Annotated in this window: 14 protein-coding genes, 2 tRNA genes, 3 rRNA genes and 1 pseudogene; 15 read left to right on the forward strand and 5 right to left on the reverse strand. The window is 52.6% G+C overall.

The genetic code is table 11. The annotated features are described in order from the left end of the window. Position 1 precedes the first annotated feature (1 nt). The 3 genes from tatB to tatD are packed head-to-tail and all read left to right on the forward strand — an operon-like array spanning position 2 to position 2,156. Complete coding sequence (gene tatB / locus EOS97_RS10395) at positions 2–550, forward strand: Sec-independent protein translocase protein TatB (RefSeq protein ID WP_000459612.1); 549 nt, start codon at positions 2–4, stop codon at positions 548–550. A 2-nt stretch (positions 551–552) separates the two neighbouring features. Continuing rightward, complete coding sequence (gene tatC, locus EOS97_RS10400) at positions 553–1,332, forward strand: Sec-independent protein translocase subunit TatC (RefSeq protein WP_000257554.1); 780 nt, start codon at positions 553–555, stop codon at positions 1,330–1,332. A 41-nt stretch (positions 1,333–1,373) separates the two neighbouring features. Continuing rightward, a complete protein-coding gene (gene tatD, locus EOS97_RS10405) occupies positions 1,374–2,156 on the forward strand; it encodes a 3'-5' ssDNA/RNA exonuclease TatD (protein WP_000459637.1) in 783 nt (260 codons plus the stop codon). Positions 2,157–2,163: 7 nt separating this feature from the next. On the opposite strand, the gene rfaH is transcribed toward tatD, so the two are convergent. Continuing rightward, entirely contained in the window at positions 2,164–2,652 is a 489-nt protein-coding gene (gene rfaH / locus EOS97_RS10410; protein ID WP_001192410.1) for a transcription/translation regulatory transformer protein RfaH, read from the reverse strand. 185 nt (positions 2,653–2,837) lie between these two features. On the opposite strand from rfaH, the gene ubiD reads away from it, so the two are divergent. The 3 genes and pseudogenes from ubiD (at position 2,838) to EOS97_RS10425 (ending at position 7,180) form a co-directional block, all read left to right on the forward strand. Next, a complete protein-coding gene (gene ubiD / locus EOS97_RS10415) occupies positions 2,838–4,316 on the forward strand; it encodes a 4-hydroxy-3-polyprenylbenzoate decarboxylase (protein ID WP_000339760.1) in 1,479 nt (492 codons plus the stop codon). Positions 4,317–4,401: 85 nt separating this feature from the next. Next, positions 4,402–5,103, forward strand: coding sequence for an NAD(P)H-flavin reductase (gene fre / locus EOS97_RS10420; RefSeq protein ID WP_000209832.1), 702 nt, complete (start codon positions 4,402–4,404; stop codon positions 5,101–5,103). A gap of 253 nt (positions 5,104–5,356) precedes the next feature. Next, positions 5,357–7,180, forward strand: a pseudogene (locus tag EOS97_RS10425) (aryl-sulfate sulfotransferase). 196 nt (positions 7,181–7,376) lie between these two features. Here the strand turns inward: EOS97_RS10425 and fadA are convergent. Both fadA and fadB read right to left on the reverse strand, forming a co-directional pair. Further along, the gene (gene fadA, locus EOS97_RS10430) at positions 7,377–8,540 is read right to left on the reverse strand and encodes an acetyl-CoA C-acyltransferase FadA (RefSeq protein WP_000438778.1); all 1,164 of its coding nucleotides are present in this window, start codon (positions 8,538–8,540) and stop codon (positions 7,377–7,379) included. A gap of 9 nt (positions 8,541–8,549) precedes the next feature. Further along, positions 8,550–10,739, reverse strand: a complete 2,190-nt coding sequence (gene fadB / locus EOS97_RS10435) for a fatty acid oxidation complex subunit alpha FadB (RefSeq protein ID WP_127836143.1) — start codon at positions 10,737–10,739, stop codon at positions 8,550–8,552. A gap of 189 nt (positions 10,740–10,928) precedes the next feature. On the opposite strand from fadB, the gene pepQ reads away from it, so the two are divergent. From pepQ to rrf, 9 genes are all read left to right on the forward strand, one after another. Beyond that, positions 10,929–12,260 carry a Xaa-Pro dipeptidase gene (pepQ, locus tag EOS97_RS10440; RefSeq protein ID WP_127836144.1) on the forward strand — a complete coding sequence of 444 codons (1,332 nt, stop codon included), beginning with the start codon at positions 10,929–10,931 and terminating at the stop codon, positions 12,258–12,260. Then, positions 12,260–12,874: an IMPACT family protein gene (locus tag EOS97_RS10445; RefSeq protein WP_000378904.1), complete on the forward strand. Its 615-nt coding sequence runs from the start codon at positions 12,260–12,262 to the stop codon at positions 12,872–12,874. Before pepQ ends, EOS97_RS10445 begins: the two co-directional genes overlap by 1 nt. Positions 12,875–12,912: 38 nt before the next feature. Next, complete coding sequence (trkH, locus tag EOS97_RS10450) at positions 12,913–14,364, forward strand: Trk system potassium transporter TrkH (RefSeq protein WP_000545688.1); 1,452 nt, start codon at positions 12,913–12,915, stop codon at positions 14,362–14,364. Between the two features lie 11 nt (positions 14,365–14,375). Further along, positions 14,376–14,921 carry a menaquinone-dependent protoporphyrinogen IX dehydrogenase gene (gene hemG / locus EOS97_RS10455; protein ID WP_000853982.1) on the forward strand — a complete coding sequence of 182 codons (546 nt, stop codon included), beginning with the start codon at positions 14,376–14,378 and terminating at the stop codon, positions 14,919–14,921. A gap of 377 nt (positions 14,922–15,298) precedes the next feature. Beyond that, positions 15,299–16,840 (forward strand): 16S ribosomal RNA (locus EOS97_RS10460). A gap of 69 nt (positions 16,841–16,909) precedes the next feature. After that, positions 16,910–16,986: transfer RNA gene (locus EOS97_RS10465), tRNA-Ile, on the forward strand. A 109-nt stretch (positions 16,987–17,095) separates the two neighbouring features. Continuing rightward, positions 17,096–17,171, forward strand: a tRNA-Ala gene (locus tag EOS97_RS10470). 182 nt (positions 17,172–17,353) lie between these two features. Continuing rightward, a 23S ribosomal RNA gene (locus EOS97_RS10475) occupies positions 17,354–20,256 on the forward strand. Between the two features lie 197 nt (positions 20,257–20,453). Continuing rightward, positions 20,454–20,569 (forward strand): 5S ribosomal RNA (gene rrf / locus EOS97_RS10480). Together the 16S, 23S and 5S rRNA genes with 2 tRNA genes alongside form the textbook arrangement of a ribosomal RNA operon. Positions 20,570–20,871: 302 nt before the next feature. Here the strand turns inward: rrf and mobB are convergent. Together mobB and mobA are read right to left on the reverse strand one after the other, a co-directional pair. Beyond that, a complete protein-coding gene (gene mobB / locus EOS97_RS10490) occupies positions 20,872–21,387 on the reverse strand; it encodes a molybdopterin-guanine dinucleotide biosynthesis protein MobB (RefSeq protein WP_001805210.1) in 516 nt (171 codons plus the stop codon). Further along, positions 21,384–21,968, reverse strand: a complete 585-nt coding sequence (gene mobA / locus EOS97_RS10495) for a molybdenum cofactor guanylyltransferase MobA (RefSeq protein WP_001046877.1) — start codon at positions 21,966–21,968, stop codon at positions 21,384–21,386. Before mobA ends, mobB begins: the two co-directional genes overlap by 4 nt. Positions 21,969–22,016: the final 48 nt, after the last annotated feature.

Below are 22,016 nucleotides of genomic sequence, written 5' to 3' on the forward strand. Positions count from 1 at the left end.
CGTGTTTGATATCGGTTTTAGCGAACTGCTGTTAGTGTTCGTTATCGGCCTCATTGTGTTGGGGCCGCAACGATTGCCAGTAGCGGTAAAAACGGTAGCGGGCTGGATTCGCGCGTTGCGGTCCCTTGCGACAACGGTTCAGAATGAACTGACTCAGGAACTGAAACTTCAGGAGTTCCAGGACAGTCTGAAAAAAGTCGAAAAGGCGAGCCTGGAAAATCTGACACCCGAACTGAAAGCATCTATGGATGAACTGCGTCAGGCCGCGGAGTCGATGAAACGCACCTACAGCGCTAACGATCCCGAACAAGCGAGCGATGAAGCGCATACCATCCATAATCCGGTGGTAAAAGGGAACGAAACGCAGCATGAGGGCGTCACCCCTGCCGCCGCTGAAACACAGGCGAGCGCGCCGGAACAAAAGCCGGAGCCCGTTAAAGCTAACGTGCCTGAGTCGACGGAAACCGCTTCCGTAGCCACGATAGACGCCGAGAAGAAATCCGCTGCGCCTGTTGTCGAATCTTCCCCCTCGTCGAGTGATAAACCGTAAACATGGCTGTAGAAGATACTCAACCGCTTATCACGCATCTGATCGAGTTGCGTAAGCGCCTGCTAAACTGCATCGTCGCAGTGCTTCTGATTTTTCTGGCGTTAATTTATTTCGCCAATGATATTTATCATTTAGTCGCCGCACCGCTGATTAAACAGATGCCGCAAGGGGCGACAATGATTGCGACGGATGTGGCGTCGCCGTTTTTTACGCCTATCAAACTCACCTTCATGGTGTCTTTGATCTTATCCGCGCCTGTCATTTTGTACCAGGTTTGGGCCTTTATCGCCCCGGCGCTGTATAAGCATGAGCGTCGTCTGGTCGTACCGTTGCTGGTATCCAGCTCGCTGCTTTTCTACATTGGTATGGCCTTCGCCTATTTTGTCGTATTCCCTTTGGCCTTTGGTTTTCTGACACATACGGCGCCGGAAGGGGTACAGGTTTCGACAGATATCGCCAGCTATCTTAGCTTTGTCATGGCGCTTTTTATGGCCTTTGGCGTAGCCTTTGAAGTGCCGGTGGCGATTGTGTTGCTGTGCTGGATGGGCATCACCACGCCAGAAGATTTGCGTAAAAAACGGCCTTATATCCTGGTCGGGGCATTCATTGTGGGAATGCTGCTTACGCCGCCAGATGTTTTCTCGCAAACGTTGCTGGCGATACCGATGTACTGCCTGTTTGAAATTGGCGTTTTCTGCTCACGCTTTTATGTCGGTAAGCGACGGACGCGCGACGAAGATAACGAGGCCGAAACCGAAAAGGCCGAGCACACTGAAGACTAAACACAACCGCCCGCCAGGGCGGTTGTCATATGGGGGCAAGCATGTTTGATATTGGCGTTAATTTAACCAGTAGCCAGTTTGCAAAAGATCGTGATGATGTGGTCGCCCGTGCGTTTGCGGCGGGAGTAAAAGGTATGCTACTGACCGGAACGAACATCCATGAAAGTCAGCAGGCGTTAAAACTGGCGCGGCGCTACCCCCATTGTTGGTCGACGGCTGGCGTCCATCCCCATGACAGCAGTCAGTGGTCACCCGCGTCTGAAGACGCCATTATTGCGCTGGCGAACCAGCCGGAAGTCGTCGCTATCGGTGAGTGCGGGCTGGATTTCAATCGCAATTTTTCCACGCCGCAGGAGCAGGAGCGTGCCTTTCAGGCGCAGCTACAAATTGCCGCCGAATTGCAGATGCCAATCTTTATGCACTGCCGGGACGCGCATGAGCGATTTCTGGCATTGCTTGATCCCTGGCTGGATAGTCTTCCTGGTGCAATACTGCACTGCTTTACCGGTTCACGCCAGCAAATGCAGGCCTGTGTGGACAGAGGGCTCTATATCGGTATTACCGGGTGGGTTTGCGACGAACGACGCGGGCTTGAGCTACGTGAACTCTTACCGTTTATTCCAGCGGAAAAGCTACTGATAGAAACCGACGCGCCGTATCTGTTGCCCCGCGATCTTACGCCGAAACCAACGTCACGACGCAACGAGCCCGCGTATCTGCCTCACATCCTGGAGCGCATAGCGCTATGGCGTGGTGAAGATCCGCAATGGTTAGCGGCGATGACAGATGCCAACGCCAGAACCTTATTTGAGGTTGTATTCTGAACGATCGCTAAATCTTGCGAAAACCGGTGTTTTTTACGCTCTGCTTCACTTCTTTATTGAGTAAATTAAGCAGTAACATCGAACGCGTTTCGCCATCCGGTTCGGTAAAAATCGCTTTCAGCCCTTCAAATGCGCCTTCCGTGATGATGACGCTATCGCCGGGATAGGGGGTTTCAGGATCGACAACGCCTTCGGGCTTGTAGATAGAAAGCTGATGAATAACGCTGGAAGGCACGATCGCAGGATGCGCGCCAAAGCGCACAAAATGGCTGACGCCGCGCGTGGCGTTGATTGTAGTGGTATGTATCACTTCCGGATCAAATTCAACGAACAGATAATTAGGAAAGAGCGGTTCGCTGACGGAGGTACGTTTTCCGCGTACCATTTTTTCCAGGGTGATCATCGGTGTCAGGCAACTTACCGCTTGTCTTTCGAGGTGTTCCTGAGCACGCTGAAGTTGCCCGCGTTTGCAGTACAGTAAATACCAGGATTGCATAATGACTCTTATCCGCTTGTTCGGGGCGCAAGCATAGCAAAAGCCATGCGCGAAGTTAATTATACACTTCATCCTTTAAGCCGTATCTGGATTAGCGTTGGTTGCCAGAGTTCACGCTAATTTAACAAAAATACAGCATCCCGATGATGAACGCCGTATAATGATGCGCTTACCAAGAGGCTACAATGGACGCCATGAAATATCACGATTTACGCGACTTCCTGACGCTACTTGAGCAGCAGGGGGAACTAAAACGCATCACGCTACCTGTGGATCCTCATCTGGAAATCACGGAAATCGCTGACCGCACGCTGCGTGCGGGTGGACCGGCGTTGCTGTTTGAAAATCCTAAAGGTTACGCCATGCCGGTGCTGTGCAACCTTTTTGGCACGCCAAAACGCGTGGCGATGGGCATGGGGCAGGATGATGTTTCCGCATTACGGGAAGTGGGTAAATTATTAGCGTTTCTGAAAGAACCTGAGCCGCCGAAAGGCTTTCGCGATCTGTTTGACAAGCTGCCGCAGTTTAAGCAAGTGCTGAATATGCCGACGAAACGGTTACGCGGCGCGCCTTGCCAGCAGAAAATCGCGTCTGGCGATGATGTCGATTTAACGCGTCTTCCTGTCATGACCTGTTGGCCGGACGACGCCGCGCCGCTGATTACCTGGGGACTGACGGTAACGCGTGGCCCGCACAAAGAACGGCAAAACCTGGGCATTTATCGTCAGCAGTTGATAGGTAAAAATAAGCTGATTATGCGCTGGCTGTCTCACCGAGGCGGCGCGCTGGATTTTCAGGAGTGGTTAGCCGCGCGTCCGGGTGAACGTTTCCCGGTCTCCGTCGCATTGGGCGCCGATCCGGCGACGATACTTGGCGCCGTGACTCCTGTTCCCGATACTCTGTCGGAGTATGCCTTTGCGGGCCTGCTGCGCGGCACGAAAACTGAAGTGGTTAAATGCCTTTCTAACGATCTGGAAGTGCCTGCCAGCGCCGAGATTATCCTTGAAGGTTACATTGAGCCGGGAGAGATGGCGCCGGAAGGACCGTATGGCGATCATACGGGCTATTATAATGAAGTGGATAACTTTCCGGTCTTTACCGTCACGCATATTACGCAGCGTGAGGATGCCATCTATCACTCCACCTATACCGGGCGTCCGCCCGATGAGCCTGCGGTATTAGGGGTGGCGCTCAATGAAGTCTTCGTGCCTATTCTGCAAAAACAGTTTCCGGAAATCGTCGACTTTTATCTGCCGCCGGAAGGGTGTTCTTACCGCCTGGCGGTAGTGACGATGAAAAAGCAGTACGCTGGTCATGCGAAACGCGTCATGATGGGCGTCTGGTCGTTTTTGCGCCAGTTTATGTATACGAAATTTGTTATCGTTTGCGATGATGACGTTAACGCACGCGACTGGAATGATGTGATCTGGGCGATTACCACCCGTATGGACCCTGCGCGGGATACGGTGCTGGTTGAAAATACGCCGATTGACTACCTGGATTTTGCCTCGCCGGTCTCCGGGCTGGGTTCAAAAATGGGGCTGGATGCCACAAACAAATGGCCGGGCGAAACCCAACGCGAGTGGGGTCGTCCTATTGTTAAAGATCCTGAAGTTACCGCGCGTATTGATGCGATTTGGGATGAGCTGGCTATCTTTAAATAACTGAAAGCGGACATCGACATTTCAGGCTGTGGCGACTCGGCTTGAAAAATGTCGGTATTGACCCGACACCCGACAGAGGGAGCGCATGACAACCTTAAGCTGTAAAGTGACCTCGGTAGAAGCTATCACCGATACCGTATATCGGGTTCGTTTAGTGCCGGACGCGGCGTTTTCATTCCGCGCTGGTCAGTATTTGATGGTCGTAATGGACGAGCGTGACAAACGCCCGTTTTCGATGGCCTCAACGCCGGACGAGAAAGGGTTTATTGAATTACACATTGGCGCCTCCGAGCTCAATCTGTATGCGATGGCGGTCATGGATCGGATTCTGAAAGACCGGGAAATCGTCGTCGATATTCCGCATGGCGACGCCTGGCTACGTGACGATGAAGAGCGTCCGTTGATTCTGATCGCGGGCGGTACGGGCTTTTCTTATGTGCGCTCCATCCTGTTGACGGCGTTAGCGCGCAACCCGAACCGCGATGTTACCATTTACTGGGGTGGTCGCGAAGAAAAGCACCTCTATGATCTCTCTGAGCTGGAAGCACTCTCTGTTAACCATCCGAATTTGCGTATTGAACCTGTTGTCGAGCAGCCGGAAGAAGGCTGGCGTGGACGTACAGGAACGGTACTTACGGCGGTATTGCAGGATTATGGTACGCTGGCGGGGCACGATATTTATATTGCCGGACGTTTTGAGATGGCGAAAATCGCCCGCGATCTGTTCTGTCATGAGCGTAACGCGCGGGAAGATCGTCTGTTTGGCGATGCGTTCGCATTTATTTAACTATTTTATGGGACGCAGTAGCGTCCCTTTTTACGTTAGCCTACCTAAAAGTCCTCTTAAATATTAATTAATCGTCAACTATAAAACCTTATGATATTGAATATCTACAGGCTTTGTATTGCGTGTAATAAATTAAGTAATATTATGTCCTGAGGCTATCAATAAAAATAGTTAATTATATATGCTTCATTTATTTTTATAAAAGAAACATAAAATGGAAAGTTAGTTATTTATTTATAAGATGGAGAGTGTTATGAAATTTAAATATGCTTTAACTTCTCTCGCATTATCTGTTGCAATTTTGTCATCAGTACCTTCTACTGCTTTCGCCATCGGCGGCGCCAGCGGCGCTAAAGTGGACTATCAGGTCCAGGGAAAAATTGGCGAAGTTGTTATGAACCCCTATGATATCGCGCCGCTAACCGCCGTTATTCGTAATGGCGGTTACCAGTTACGTGACGTGCATGTACGGATTGTCCCCAAAGAAAATGGCCAGGAGATCGCGTATAAAGTTAATAATAAATACCTTTTAACGTATGGCGGTATCCCCGTCTTTGGTCTTTACCCAGATTATGTCAATACCGTTGAAGTTGAATATACAAGGATCCAGGGTAGTAAAACCGAAAATATAAAAGAAAGCTATAAAATGTATGCACCGCCTGCCTATATTGAATCATCGGGTACAAAAGAAGAACAATCAGCACTCTTTACTATCGATGTTAAAAAGGTTTCCCCAGAATTTAAAGATCGCTTGTATCTTTTGAATAATACGAAAGATAAGTCTGGGAATGGAACGCGTACTGTCTGGAACAACCCTACTGGGGGTGCATTAGAATGGAACTTCACTACAGCTAACGCTATTATCGACACCTCCGGTGATATTCGTTGGTTTATGAATCCAAGTTCAATTTATGATTTAAAGTCAATTTATCGTGCTGGCGTTATGATGGGCTTTAAACAAAACCAGGATGGCGCACTATCGTGGGGCTACGGTCAGCGTTATGTGAAATACGATATCATGGGGCGTGAAATCTTTAACCGCCGTCTGCCGGATAATTATAACGATTTTTCACACTCAATGGATAACGCGGCCAACGGTCACTACTTCCTGCGTGTAGCCAGCTCTAACTATAAACGTCCTGATGGGAAAAATGTTCGTACCGTGCGTGATGTGATTGCCGAAGTTGATCAGAACGGCGTGGTAGTGGATGAATGGCGTCTGTTTGATATCCTCGATCCTTATCGTGATGTGATAATGAAAACCCTCGATCAGGGCGCTGTGTGCCTGAATATCGACGCCAGCCAGTCCGGTCATACGTTGAGCGAAGAAGATCTGGCGGCGCTGGACTCCTCCGACAAATTCGGGGATATCGTGGGTAGTGGGGCTGGCCGCAACTGGGCGCATGTCAACAGCGTCGACTATGACAGTGAAGATGATTCCATCATCATCAGCTCCCGCCACCAGAGTGCGATTATCAAAATCGGCCGCGATAAGAAAGTGAAGTGGATACTGGGTACGCCTGCTGGCTGGAAAGCGCCATTTAATGCCGCAATTCTGACGCCTGTGGATAGCAAAGGCCAAAAAATCGCCTGCCAGGACAGTGGCTGCGAGGGTGACTTCGACTAGACATGGACGCAACATACGGCCTTTAAAATTGATAGTAAGAGTAAAGGCGATATCTTATACCTTTCCGCTTTCGACAATGGCGATGGCCGCGGCTTAGAACAGCCTGCTATGCAGAGTATGAAATACAGCCGCTCCGTGATTTACAAAATCGACCAGAAAAACAAGACAGTCCAACAGATCTGGCAATACGGTAAAGAGCGCGGGAACGAGTGGTTTAGCCCGGTAACCTCTATCACCGAGTACCAGACTGACAAGAATTCTGTGTTCGTGTATTCCGCAACAGCAGGTGGTGCGTTTGATTTGTCGGTAGGCGCATTTACCAGCTTGCCTAATCCGTATCTGGAAGAGTTCAAATGGGGAGAAAAAGAGCCTGCGGTCGAAATGCAAATACATGGTGCGCGTGGATATCAGGCTATGCCATTTAGCCTGACCAAAGCGCTTACTGAGTAGAACGGGCCATACGGTGAAAAAACCCGCCCCTGACGGGCGGGAAAAACGGCAACTAAACTGTTTCCCGTCATAATTCGCGCAGCCTCTTTGTTGGCTGCCTTTGCTCACCCCGGGCACATAGTTATCTATGTGCCCGGGGATTCGCTCAGTTGCCGCTGCGCTGCAATGCGAGTTATTTAGGGGATATTATCTTTGATTAAACCCGCTCAAACACCGTGGCGATGCCCTGACCCAGACCAATACACATCGTCGCCAGACCAAACTGCGCGTCTTTGCGCTCCATCAGGTTGATAAGCGTGGTGCTGATACGTGCTCCGGAGCAGCCGAGCGGATGACCAAGCGCGATCGCGCCGCCGTTGAGGTTGATCTTCTCGTCTATCTGCTCCATCAATCCCAGATCCTTAATGCATGGCAGGATCTGTGCGGCAAACGCTTCGTTCATCTCAAACACATCGATATCGCTGGCTGACAGTCCCGCTTTTTTCAACGCCAGTTTTGACGCCGGAACCGGCCCGTAACCCATAATTGACGGATCACAACCCACCACTGCCATTGAGCGAATACGGGCGCGAGGTTTCAGGCCCAGCTCACGGGCACGACTTTCGCTCATTACCAGCATGGCGGCTGCGCCATCGGAAAGCGCGGATGAGGTGCCCGCCGTGACCGTGCCACTAACCGGATCAAATGCCGGACGCAGCGTTGATAGCGCTTCGACCGTGGTTTCCGGGCGGATCACTTCATCGTAGTTAAACTGCTTCAACACGCCGTCTGCATCATGACCGCCAGTCGGGATAATCTCCGTTTTGAATGCGCCAGACTGCGTGGCGGCCCAGGCGCGAGCGTGAGAACGCGCGGCGAACTGGTCCTGCATTTCCCGGCTAATGCCGTGCAGGCGGGAGAGCATTTCCGCCGTTAGCCCCATCATCCCTGCCGCTTTGGCGACGTTGCGACTCAGACCCGGGTGAAAATCCACGCCGTGGCTCATCGGCACGTGCCCCATATGCTCCACGCCGCCAACCAGACAAACCTGCGCATCGCCGGTCATGATCATTCGCGCTGCATCGTGTAACGCCTGCATCGAGGAACCACACAGACGGTTGACGGTGACCGCCGGTACCGAATGGGGAATTTCTGCCAGCAGCGCGGCGTTACGGGCAATGTTGAAGCCTTGCTCCAGCGTTTGTTGTACGCAGCCCCAGTAAATATCATCGAGGGTCGCCGCTGTAAGCGACGGATTACGCGCCAGCAGGCTACGCATTAAGTGGGCGGAGAGATCTTCTGCCCGCACGTTGCGAAACGCGCCGCCCTTCGAACGGCCCATCGGGGTGCGAATAGCATCGACAATGACAACCTGTTCCATTGTGACTCCTTAAGCCGTTTTCAGAGAACCAACCGGACGGGCTGGTTCAACCGGGGGATAATACGGTTCGTTATGGCGCGCTTTATTACGCAGCCCTTCCGGCACTTCATACAGCGGGCCGAGGTGTTGATACTGCTGCGCCATATCAAGATATTTCGCGCTGCCCTGTGTATCCAGCCAGCGGAATGCGCCGCCGTGGAACGGAGGGAAGCCCAGGCCGTAGACCAGCGCCATATCGGCTTCCGCCGGGCTTGCGATAATGCCTTCTTCCAGACAGCGAACCACTTCGTTAATCATCGGGATCATCATACGGGCGATTATCTCGTCGTCGCTGAAGTCGCGTTTCGGCTGACTGACGCTTGCCAGCAGGTCATCCACCGCGGCATCTTCTTCTTTCTTCGGCTTACCCTTGCTGTCTTCTTTATAGCGCCAGAAGCCCAGACCGTTTTTTTGCCCAAAACGGCTGGCGTCAAACAATGCGTCGATCGCGTCGCGATACTCTTTCTGCATCCGTTGCGGGAAGCCTGCCGCCATTACCGCCTGCGCGTGGTGGGCGGTATCAATACCCACCACGTCGAGCAGATAGGCCGGGCCCATCGGCCAGCCGAACTGTTTTTCCATCACTTTATCGACTTTGCGGAAATCCGCGCCGTCGCGCAGCAGTTGACTGAAACCGGCGAAATAGGGGAACAGCACGCGGTTAACAAAGAAGCCGGGGCAGTCGTTGACTACAATCGGTGTCTTGCCCATTTTGCTGGCCCAGGCGACGACTTTGGCAATGGTTTCGTCTGAACTCTTCTCGCCGCGAATGATTTCAACCAGCGGCATCCGGTGTACCGGGTTGAAGAAGTGCATTCCGCAAAAGTTTTCCGGACGTTCCAGGGCGCTTGCCAGTTCGCCAATTGGGATGGTGGAGGTATTTGAGGCCAGCACGGTTTCCGGGCGCACTTTCTGCTCGGTTTCCGCCAGTACCGCTTTTTTGACTTTCGGATTTTCGACTACCGCTTCGACAACAACATCTACGCGATCGAAACCGGCATAATCGAGAGTCGGGTGGATGGTCGAAATGATGCCCGCCAGCTTCAAACCGCCGATCTTGCCGCGCTCCAGCTGTTTGTTCAGCAGCTTGGCCGCTTCGGTCATGCCGAGGTTCAACGATTTATCGTTGATATCTTTCATGATGACCGGTACGCCTTTCCAGGCCGACTGGTAAGCGATACCGCCGCCCATAATGCCCGCGCCCAGTACGGCTGCCTGTTTCGGCGTCTCAATATCTTTGGTCAGCTTTTTGGCTTTACCTTTTACATATTGATCGTTGAGGAAGATACCGACCAGCGCACGAGCCTCATTGGTATGCGCCAGCGGAACAAAGCTTTTATTTTCCAGATTCAGCGCTTCTTCACGACCAAAACGCGCGGCGGCTTCAATGGTTTTCACTGCGGTCATCGGCGCCGGATAATGTTTACCCGCCGTTTGTGCGACCATGCCTTTAGCGATGGTAAAGCTCATCGCCGCTTCAATTTTGCTGAGTTTCAACGGTTCCAGTTTCGGCTGGCGTTTAGCTCTCCAGTCGAGATCGTCGGTAATGGCCTGGCGTAACACCGCTATCGCGCCTTCAATTAGCTTCTCTTGTTTGACCACGCCGTCCACAAGGCCGATTTTCAGCGCGTGCTCAGCACCGACATCTTTACCTGCCGCGATGATCTCCAGCGCGCTGTCTGCGCCCAGCATACGCGGCAGACGAACGGAGCCGCCGAAACCCGGCATGATGCCCAGTTTAGTTTCCGGCAGACCGATACGGAGGTCTGGCGTCGCCAGACGGTAATCGGTGGCCAGCACGCATTCGCACCCGCCGCCCAGCGCATAGCCGTTTACGGCGGCAAGGGTCGGTACGGGTAAATCTTCCAGACGGTTAAAGACGCTATTAGCGAAATGCAGCCATTGGCTTAACTGCTCTTCGGGGACGAGGAACAGTGAAAGAAATTCGGTGATGTCCGCGCCGACAATAAAGGCCGCTTTATTCGAGCGCAGCAGCAGCCCTTTTAAATCGTGTTGCTTTTCCAGCACCTCAAGCGCCTGGCCGAGGCTGGCGACGGTTGCGGTGTCGAGTTTATTGACCGAGCCTGGAGCATCGAACACCAGTTCGGCGATGCCATCTTCCAGCCAGTCGAGGTACAGGGTGTCGCCTTTATAAAGCATGTCAGTCTCCTGAATCCACAAGGTGATCTGGTCGTACCAGATGAAGCGAAGTGTGTATTTTGTGTTAATAAAATGCAAATAAATGATTAAAGAAATGCCGATGTGATCACGCTCGGCAGAGATCACGCTCTCGTGGGGCGATGTGCTAAGATGCGGGAACTTGAGGTCAAAAAAACAGAAGGGTAAAAAATGGAATCACTGGCCGCGCTCTATAAAAATCATATTGTTACCTTACAAGAACGGACGCGCGATGTTCTGGCGCGCTTTAAGCTGGATGCGTTACTTATTCATTCCGGCGAGCTTTTCAACGTCTTTCTCGACGATCACCCTTATCCGTTTAAGGTCAATCCGCAGTTTAAAGCGTGGGTGCCGGTAACTCAGGTTCCAAATTGCTGGCTGCTGGTCGATGGCGTCAACAAACCCAAATTGTGGTTTTATCTGCCGGTCGATTACTGGCATAACGTTGAACCGCTGCCAACATCCTTCTGGACGGAAGAAGTCGAGGTCGTCGCCTTACCGAAAGCGGATGGCATCGGCAGCCAGCTGCCTGCCGCGCGTGGCAATATCGGCTATATCGGCCCGGTTCCTGAGCGCGCGCTACAATTGGATATCGCCGCCAGCAACATCAACCCGAAAGGTGTTATCGACTATCTGCATTACTACCGCGCCTATAAAACGGATTATGAACTGGCCTGTATGCGCGAAGCGCAGAAAATGGCGGTGAGCGGTCATCGTGCGGCGGAAGAGGTCTTCCGTTCCGGCATGAGTGAGTTCGACATCAACCTGGCATACCTGACCGCCACGGGACATCGCGATACTGATGTTCCATACAGCAACATTGTGGCGCTGAACGAACATGCCGCCGTGCTGCATTACACGAAACTGGATCATCAGGCACCGTCTGAAATGCGCAGTTTCCTGCTGGATGCGGGCGCGGAATACAACGGCTACGCGGCGGATCTGACGCGGACCTGGTCGGCGAAAAGCGATAACGACTACGCCCACCTGGTGAAAGATGTTAACGACGAACAGTTGGCGCTGATCGCTACCATGAAGGCGGGCGTCAGCTATGTGGATTATCATATTCAGTTCCATCAGCGCATCGCGAAGCTGCTGCGTAAGCATCAAATCATTACCGACATGAGTGAAGAGGCGATGGTGGAAAATGATCTCACCGGGCCGTTTATGCCGCACGGTATTGGTCATCCGTTGGGTCTGCAGGTACACGATGTGGCCGGGTTTATGCAGGATGATTCCGGTACGCATCTCGCCGCGCCGTCCAAATACCCGTATCTGCGCTGCACGCGTGTGTTACAGCCGCGAATGGTGTTGACCATCGAACCGGGGATTTACTTCATCGAATCGCTGTTAGCGCCGTGGCGCGAAGGGCCGTTCAGCAAGCACTTCAACTGGCAGAAAATTGAAGCGCTCAAGCCTTTCGGCGGTATTCGCATTGAAGATAACGTGGTCATCCACGAAAACGGCGTGGAAAACATGACGCGGGATTTAAAACTGGCGTAATGGACAGTTGGTTAATCCCTGCAGCGCCGGTCACCGTTGTTGAAGAGATCAAAAAAAGCCGCTTTATTACGCTATTGGCGCATACCGATGGCGTAGACGCGGCGAAAGCGTTTGTTGAGTCAGTCAGAGCTGAGCACCCTGATGCGCGCCACTATTGTGTGGCGTGGGTGGCGGGTGCGCCGGACGACTCACAGCAACTGGGCTTTTCAGACGACGGCGAACCGGCGGGAACGGCAGGCAAGCCGATGCTTGCGCAATTGATGGGCAGCGGCGTCGGAGAAATTACTGCCGTCGTCGTGCGCTACTATGGTGGTATTCTGCTGGGTACGGGCGGGCTGGTAAAAGCCTATGGCGGCGGTGTGAATCAGGCATTACGTCAGCTTGCCACACAACGCAAGACGCCATTAACCGAATATACTTTGCAGTGTGAGTACGGTCAGTTGGCCGGAATCGAAGCATTATTAGGACAGTTTGCCGGGAAGATCGTTTCCAGCGATTATCAGGCGTCTGTTCGGCTCAGGGTGGCGCTTCCTTTTGCTCATGTGAATGCATTTTCCACAAAACTGGCGGATTTTAGCCGTGGTTCATTGCAATTGTTAGCGATTGAAGAATAATCCCCACCTCATTTTTAAGAATAAAGGAAGCGGCAGAGATGCATTTTCGCGCCATTACCCGAATCGTTGGACTACTGGTTATCTTATTTTCGGGGACAATGATTCTCCCGGGACTGGTAGCGCTAATATATCGTGATGGCGCAGGAAGAGCGTTCACGCAGACTTTTTTTGTCGCGCTGGCGATCGGTTCCATACTGTGGTGGCCAAACCGTAGGGAAAAGGGCGAGCTGAAATCCCGCGAAGGATTTCTTATCGTGGTGCTGTTCTGGACCGTGCTGGGCAGCGTGGGTGCGCTGCCGTTTATTTTCTCGGAAAGCCCAAACCTCACCATTACCGATGCTTTTTTTGAATCGTTCTCCGGGTTAACCACCACGGGCGCCACTACGCTGGTGGGGCTGGATTCATTACCGCACGCCATTCTCTTTTATCGTCAGATGCTGCAATGGTTTGGCGGTATGGGGATCATTGTGCTGGCGGTGGCGATTCTCCCTATCCTCGGCGTCGGGGGGATGCAGCTCTATCGGGCGGAAATGCCGGGGCCGCTCAAAGATAACAAAATGCGCCCGCGTATTGCCGAGACGGCGAAAACGCTGTGGCTTATCTATGTCTTGCTAACGGTAGCCTGCGCGCTGGCGCTATGGTTTGCAGGGATGCCCGCGTTTGACGCTATCGGACACAGCTTCTCCACTATCGCTATCGGCGGCTTCTCAACGCATGACGCCAGCGTAGGCTATTTTGATAGTCCCACTATTAATACCATCATCGCTATTTTCCTGCTGATCTCCGGTTGTAACTATGGCCTGCATTTCTCTTTATTAAGCGGGCGTAGCCTGAAAGTATACTGGCGCGATCCGGAATTCCGCATGTTCATCGGCGTACAGTTGACGCTGGTGGTGATCTGCACGCTGGTACTGTGGTTCCATAATATCTACGACTCGGCGCTGACAACGCTAAATCAGGCATTCTTCCAGGTTGTGTCGATGGCGACAACGGCAGGGTTTACCACGGACAGCATTGCGCGCTGGCCGCTGTTTTTGCCCGTCTTGCTGCTATGTTCCGCGTTTATTGGCGGTTGCGCCGGGTCAACGGGCGGGGGGTTAAAGGTCATCCGTATTCTGTTGTTGTTTAAACAGGGGAACCGCGAACTCAAACGTCTGGTGCATCCGAATGCCGTTTACAGTATTAAGCTGGGGAACCGGGCGCTGCCAGAGCGTATTCTGGAAGCCGTCTGGGGATTCTTTTCTGCCTACGCGCTGGTATTTATCGTCAGTATGCTGGCCATTATCGCTACAGGCGTAGATGATTTCTCGGCTTTCGCCTCGGTAGTGGCTACGCTTAATAACCTTGGACCGGGGCTGGGGGTGGTTGCTGATAACTTCGCCAGTATGAATCCGGTTGCGAAATGGATACTCATCGCCAACATGCTATTTGGTCGTCTGGAAGTATTCACTTTGCTGGTACTTTTTACCCCGACTTTCTGGCGTGAATAATGGAGTAACACGTGAAAACATTGATTCTTTTCTCTACCCGGGACGGACAAACGCGCGAAATTGCCTCTTATCTGGCTTCTGAACTCAAAGAGATGGGGATCTGGGCCGATGTCGTTAATCTGCATCGCGCAGAAGAACCGGACTGGGATAGCTATGATCGCGTAGTGATTGGCGCGTCTATTCGTTATGGCCATTACCACAGCGCCTTTCAGGAGTTCGTTAAGAAATACGCCACGCGGTTGAACGGAATGCCGAGCGCCTTTTATTCCGTTAACCTGGTGGCGCGTAAAGCTGAAAAACGGACGCCGCAGACTAACAGCTACGCGCGGAAGTTTTTAATGAGCTCTCCGTGGCGACCTGACTACTGTGCCGTCATTGCAGGCGCGCTTCGCTATCCCCGCTATCGCTGGTATGACCGTCTGATGATCAAACTTATTATGAAGATGTCGGGCGGCGAAACGGATACCAGTAAAGAAGTGGTGTACACCGACTGGGAGCAGGTTGCGCACTTTGCCCGTGAAATAGCCCATTTAACCAACAAATCGTCGGCAAAATAAACGCAAAGAATAAAAAGTGCGCACTCAGAAAATTATTTTAAATTTCCTCTTGTCAGGCAGAAATAACTCCCTATAATGCGCCACCACTGACACGGAACAACGGCACACAGGCCGCCGGGTCAGCGGGGTTCAGACCAGAACCTCACGGAGAAAAGCGAAAATAAACGCTTGACTCTGAAGCGGGAAAGCGTAATATGCACACCCCGCGCCGCTGAGAAAAAGCGAAGCGGCACTGCTCTTTAACAATTTATCAGACAATCTGTGTGGGCACTCGAAGATACGGATTCTTGACGTCGCAAGACGAAAAATGAATACCAAGTCTCAAGAGTGAACACGTAATTCATTACGAAGTTTAATTCATTGAGCATCAAACTTTTAAATTGAAGAGTTTGATCATGGCTCAGATTGAACGCTGGCGGCAGGCCTAACACATGCAAGTCGAACGGTAACAGGAAGCAGCTTGCTGCTTCGCTGACGAGTGGCGGACGGGTGAGTAATGTCTGGGAAACTGCCTGATGGAGGGGGATAACTACTGGAAACGGTGGCTAATACCGCATAACGTCGCAAGACCAAAGAGGGGGACCTTCGGGCCTCTTGCCATCAGATGTGCCCAGATGGGATTAGCTGGTTGGTGAGGTAACGGCTCACCAAGGCGACGATCCCTAGCTGGTCTGAGAGGATGACCAGCCACACTGGAACTGAGACACGGTCCAGACTCCTACGGGAGGCAGCAGTGGGGAATATTGCACAATGGGCGCAAGCCTGATGCAGCCATGCCGCGTGTATGAAGAAGGCCTTCGGGTTGTAAAGTACTTTCAGCGGGGAGGAAGGTGTTGTGGTTAATAACCGCAGCAATTGACGTTACCCGCAGAAGAAGCACCGGCTAACTCCGTGCCAGCAGCCGCGGTAATACGGAGGGTGCAAGCGTTAATCGGAATTACTGGGCGTAAAGCGCACGCAGGCGGTCTGTCAAGTCGGATGTGAAATCCCCGGGCTCAACCTGGGAACTGCATTCGAAACTGGCAGGCTTGAGTCTTGTAGAGGGGGGTAGAATTCCAGGTGTAGCGGTGAAATGCGTAGAGATCTGGAGGAATACCGGTGGCGAAGGCGGCCCCCTGGACAAAGACTGACGCTCAGGTGCGAAAGCGTGGGGAGCAAACAGGATTAGATACCCTGGTAGTCCACGCCGTAAACGATGTCTACTTGGAGGTTGTGCCCTTGAGGCGTGGCTTCCGGAGCTAACGCGTTAAGTAGACCGCCTGGGGAGTACGGCCGCAAGGTTAAAACTCAAATGAATTGACGGGGGCCCGCACAAGCGGTGGAGCATGTGGTTTAATTCGATGCAACGCGAAGAACCTTACCTGGTCTTGACATCCACGGAAGAATCCAGAGATGGATTTGTGCCTTCGGGAACCGTGAGACAGGTGCTGCATGGCTGTCGTCAGCTCGTGTTGTGAAATGTTGGGTTAAGTCCCGCAACGAGCGCAACCCTTATCCTTTGTTGCCAGCGATTAGGTCGGGAACTCAAAGGAGACTGCCAGTGATAAACTGGAGGAAGGTGGGGATGACGTCAAGTCATCATGGCCCTTACGACCAGGGCTACACACGTGCTACAATGGCGCATACAAAGAGAAGCGACCTCGCGAGAGCAAGCGGACCTCATAAAGTGCGTCGTAGTCCGGATTGGAGTCTGCAACTCGACTCCATGAAGTCGGAATCGCTAGTAATCGTGGATCAGAATGCCACGGTGAATACGTTCCCGGGCCTTGTACACACCGCCCGTCACACCATGGGAGTGGGTTGCAAAAGAAGTAGGTAGCTTAACCTTCGGGAGGGCGCTTACCACTTTGTGATTCATGACTGGGGTGAAGTCGTAACAAGGTAACCGTAGGGGAACCTGCGGTTGGATCACCTCCTTACCTGAAAGAAGCGTACTTTGCAGTGCTCACACAGATTGTCTGATGAAAAACGAGCAGTAAAACCTCTACAGGCTTGTAGCTCAGGTGGTTAGAGCGCACCCCTGATAAGGGTGAGGTCGGTGGTTCAAGTCCACTCAGGCCTACCAGATTCGCTCCCGTGCTTTGTTGTGGCAAAGCTCGCATACTTCAGTATGCTTCGCTTCACCACGCCGCGCCCGGAAACGAATCAAAGGTAAGAGGTTCTGACTACACGATGGGGCTATAGCTCAGCTGGGAGAGCGCCTGCTTTGCACGCAGGAGGTCTGCGGTTCGATCCCGCATAGCTCCACCATCTCGTGAGTGTTTACGAAAAAATACTTCAGAGTGTACCTGAAAGGGTTCACTGCGAAGTTTTGCTCTTTAAAAATCTGGATCAAGCTGAAAATTGAAACACAGAACAACGAAAGTTGTTCGTGAGTCTCTCAAATTTTCGCAACACGATGATGAATCGTAAGAAACATCTTCGGGTTGTGAGGTTAAGCGACTAAGCGTACACGGTGGATGCCCTGGCAGTCAGAGGCGATGAAGGACGTGCTAATCTGCGATAAGCGCCGGTAAGGTGATATGAACCGTTATAACCGGCGATTTCCGAATGGGGAAACCCAGTGTGACTCGTCACACTATCATTAACTGAATCCATAGGTTAATGAGGCGAACCGGGGGAACTGAAACATCTAAGTACCCCGAGGAAAAGAAATCAACCGAGATTCCCCCAGTAGCGGCGAGCGAACGGGGAGGAGCCCAGAGCCTGAATCAGCATGTGTGTTAGTGGAAGCGTCTGGAAAGGCGCGCGATACAGGGTGACAGCCCCGTACACAAAAGCGCATGTGCTGTGAGCTCGATGAGTAGGGCGGGACACGTGGTATCCTGTCTGAATATGGGGGGACCATCCTCCAAGGCTAAATACTCCTGACTGACCGATAGTGAACCAGTACCGTGAGGGAAAGGCGAAAAGAACCCCGGCGAGGGGAGTGAAAAAGAACCTGAAACCGTGTACGTACAAGCAGTGGGAGCACCCTTTGGGGTGTGACTGCGTACCTTTTGTATAATGGGTCAGCGACTTATATTCTGTAGCAAGGTTAACCGTATAGGGGAGCCGCAGGGAAACCGAGTCTTAACCGGGCGTTAAGTTGCAGGGTATAGACCCGAAACCCGGTGATCTAGCCATGGGCAGGTTGAAGGTTGGGTAACACTAACTGGAGGACCGAACCGACTAATGTTGAAAAATTAGCGGATGATCTGTGGCTGGGGGTGAAAGGCCAATCAAACCGGGAGATAGCTGGTTCTCCCCGAAAGCTATTTAGGTAGCGCCTCGTGAACTCATCTCCGGGGGTAGAGCACTGTTTCGGCTAGGGGGCCATCCCGGCTTACCAACCCGATGCAAACTGCGAATACCGGAGAATGTTATCACGGGAGACACACGGCGGGTGCTAACGTCCGTCGTGAAGAGGGAAACAACCCAGACCGCCAGCTAAGGTCCCAAAGTCATGGTTAAGTGGGAAACGATGTGGGAAGGCCCAGACAGCCAGGATGTTGGCTTAGAAGCAGCCATCATTTAAAGAAAGCGTAATAGCTCACTGGTCGAGTCGGCCTGCGCGGAAGATGTAACGGGGCTAAACCATGCACCGAAGCTGCGGCAGCGACACTGTGTGTTGTTGGGTAGGGGAGCGTTCTGTAAGCCTGTGAAGGTGGCCTGTGAGGGTTGCTGGAGGTATCAGAAGTGCGAATGCTGACATAAGTAACGATAAAGCGGGTGAAAAGCCCGCTCGCCGGAAGACCAAGGGTTCCTGTCCAACGTTAATCGGGGCAGGGTGAGTCGACCCCTAAGGCGAGGCCGAAAGGCGTAGTCGATGGGAAACGGGTTAATATTCCCGTACTTGGTGTTACTGCGAAGGGGGGACGGAGAAGGCTATGTTGGCCGGGCGACGGTTGTCCCGGTTTAAGCGTGTAGGCTGGTTTTCCAGGCAAATCCGGAAAATCAAGGCTGAGGCGTGACGACGAGGCACTACGGTGCTGAAGCAACAAATGCCCTGCTTCCAGGAAAAGCCTCTAAGCATCAGGTAACACGAAATCGTACCCCAAACCGACACAGGTGGTCAGGTAGAGAATACCAAGGCGCTTGAGAGAACTCGGGTGAAGGAACTAGGCAAAATGGTGCCGTAACTTCGGGAGAAGGCACGCTGACACGTAGGTGAAGTGATTTACTCATGGAGCTGAAGTCAGTCGAAGATACCAGCTGGCTGCAACTGTTTATTAAAAACACAGCACTGTGCAAACACGAAAGTGGACGTATACGGTGTGACGCCTGCCCGGTGCCGGAAGGTTAATTGATGGGGTCAGCGCAAGCGAAGCTCCTGATCGAAGCCCCGGTAAACGGCGGCCGTAACTATAACGGTCCTAAGGTAGCGAAATTCCTTGTCGGGTAAGTTCCGACCTGCACGAATGGCGTAATGATGGCCAGGCTGTCTCCACCCGAGACTCAGTGAAATTGAACTCGCTGTGAAGATGCAGTGTACCCGCGGCAAGACGGAAAGACCCCGTGAACCTTTACTATAGCTTGACACTGAACATTGAGCCTTGATGTGTAGGATAGGTGGGAGGCTTTGAAGTGTGGACGCCAGTCTGCATGGAGCCGACCTTGAAATACCACCCTTTAATGTTTGATGTTCTAACGTGGACCCGTAATCCGGGTTGCGGACAGTGTCTGGTGGGTAGTTTGACTGGGGCGGTCTCCTCCTAAAGAGTAACGGAGGAGCACGAAGGTTGGCTAATCCTGGTCGGACATCAGGAGGTTAGTGCAATGGCATAAGCCAGCTTGACTGCGAGCGTGACGGCGCGAGCAGGTGCGAAAGCAGGTCATAGTGATCCGGTGGTTCTGAATGGAAGGGCCATCGCTCAACGGATAAAAGGTACTCCGGGGATAACAGGCTGATACCGCCCAAGAGTTCATATCGACGGCGGTGTTTGGCACCTCGATGTCGGCTCATCACATCCTGGGGCTGAAGTAGGTCCCAAGGGTATGGCTGTTCGCCATTTAAAGTGGTACGCGAGCTGGGTTTAGAACGTCGTGAGACAGTTCGGTCCCTATCTGCCGTGGGCGCTGGAGAACTGAGGGGGGCTGCTCCTAGTACGAGAGGACCGGAGTGGACGCATCACTGGTGTTCGGGTTGTCATGCCAATGGCACTGCCCGGTAGCTAAATGCGGAAGAGATAAGTGCTGAAAGCATCTAAGCACGAAACTTGCCCCGAGATGAGTTCTCCCTGAGACTTAGAGTCTCCTGAAGGAACGTTGAAGACGACGACGTTGATAGGCCGGGTGTGTAAGCGCAGCGATGCGTTGAGCTAACCGGTACTAATGAACCGTGAGGCTTAACCTTACAACGCCAAAGATGTTTTGGCGGATGAGAGATGATTTTCAGCACTGATTCAGAGTTGAGTACGCAATAATTTGCGCAGCAGCAAGGCGGCAAGCGAAGGAAAGGAAGGAGCATACAGAAGTATGTGACTGACTTTACGAGCGCGGGCAACGCCGCTGATGCGATAAAGAATTGCGTACAGAGCACAAAAGAATTTGCCTGGCGGCACTAGCGCGGTGGTCCCACCTGACCCCATGCCGAACTCAGAAGTGAAACGCCGTAGCGCCGATGGTAGTGTGGGGTCTCCCCATGCGAGAGTAGGGAACTGCCAGGCATCAAATTAAGCAAAAGGCTCAGTCGAAAGACTGGGCCTTTTGTTTTATCTGTAGTTTGCCGGTGAGCGCTCTCCTGAGGAGGACAAATCCGCCGGGAGCGGATTTGAACGTTGCGCAGCAACGGCCCGGAGGGTGGCGGACAGGACGCCCGCCATAAACTGCCAGGCATCAATTTAGTGAAGAAGCCCATCCGTCAGGATGGGCTTTTTTGCGTGTGTGGTAACTGTAAAAATGTAGGCCTGATAAGCGCAGCGCCATCAGGCAACCGGCACCGCCGGATGGCGGCTCCGCCTTATCCGGCCTACAAGGAATGTGCTTTCTCTAACCACCGCAAAATGAAGACAGAAATCTGCGATACATCATTAAGATCCAAAACGGGTACCGCTACGGCAAGTGGAATATCACTGGCAACCGCAATAACATACTCATCAAGAATTAATTCTTCCTCGCTGTGCCCACATCCCTGACGAAAAAGTAAGATCTTCGCAACTGCCTCGTGTTTAAACCCTTCTACCAGCACCATATCCAGCTTTGATGCATCCATCCGGCTCACCAGCCATGCCAGATCCAACTCTTCTTGCCCCGGCGTTTCAGTCATTAACGCCCAGCGCTGCTGACTGGCAACCAGCGTTTGTGCCGCCCCGGCCTTACGTAATTCGTAGCTATCTTTACCCGGTTTATCAACATCCATATCATGATGGGTATGCTTAATCAGCCCTGGCCGAATACCGTGCGCACAAAGTGCTGGGATCAGCTTTTTCAGCAGTGTTGTTTTTCCCGTGCCGCTCCACGCGGCAATGGCGAGTAGCGGTATCATGGTCTCTTTTGCCATTGCGCGAGTTCCTCCGGCGTGTTGACGTTCACAAATGCCTCCTTACAATCGCTGAAATCAACGGCGTGTCCGCCTACCTGGCGAATAAAAATCATTACCCGCCGCTCGCCTGCTTGCAAATAAGCTGTCAACTGGGGCTCAACGGCACGATTAATCAACGCGATCGTTGGATGATCGCGTTCTCCATCATGAACCCAAACCACGGGTGCGCCATGACGCTGCGCTGCTAAACGATCGACCAGGTTGTGGGGGATACAGGGATTGTCACAGGGGCAAAACAGAAACCAGTCGCCTGCTACCTGCTGAAAAACGGAAAGCATACCCGCCAGCGGACCGGGAAAGTCAGCGATTGAATCCGGAATGACTTTCAGGCCGCTGGCCTGGTAGATATCCAGATGGCGATTAGCACTAATGACGACCGTAGCCAGTTGCGGCGCGAGCGCATCGGCAACGTGCCGCCAGAGCGGTTTCCCGTCCAGTTCAAGCAGACCTTTATCCGCACCTCCCATCCGCCGGGCTTTACCGCCTGCCAGCACCACGCCGGTTATTACTTCATCCAGATTCACCGATATCGCCTCTTTTATTGTGGGATTGACCCTGCTACCGTGTCTGTA

It is taken from the genome of Salmonella sp. SSDFZ54 (genome assembly GCF_004010735.1).
In the GTDB taxonomy this organism is placed as follows: domain Bacteria; phylum Pseudomonadota; class Gammaproteobacteria; order Enterobacterales; family Enterobacteriaceae; genus Salmonella; species Salmonella enterica.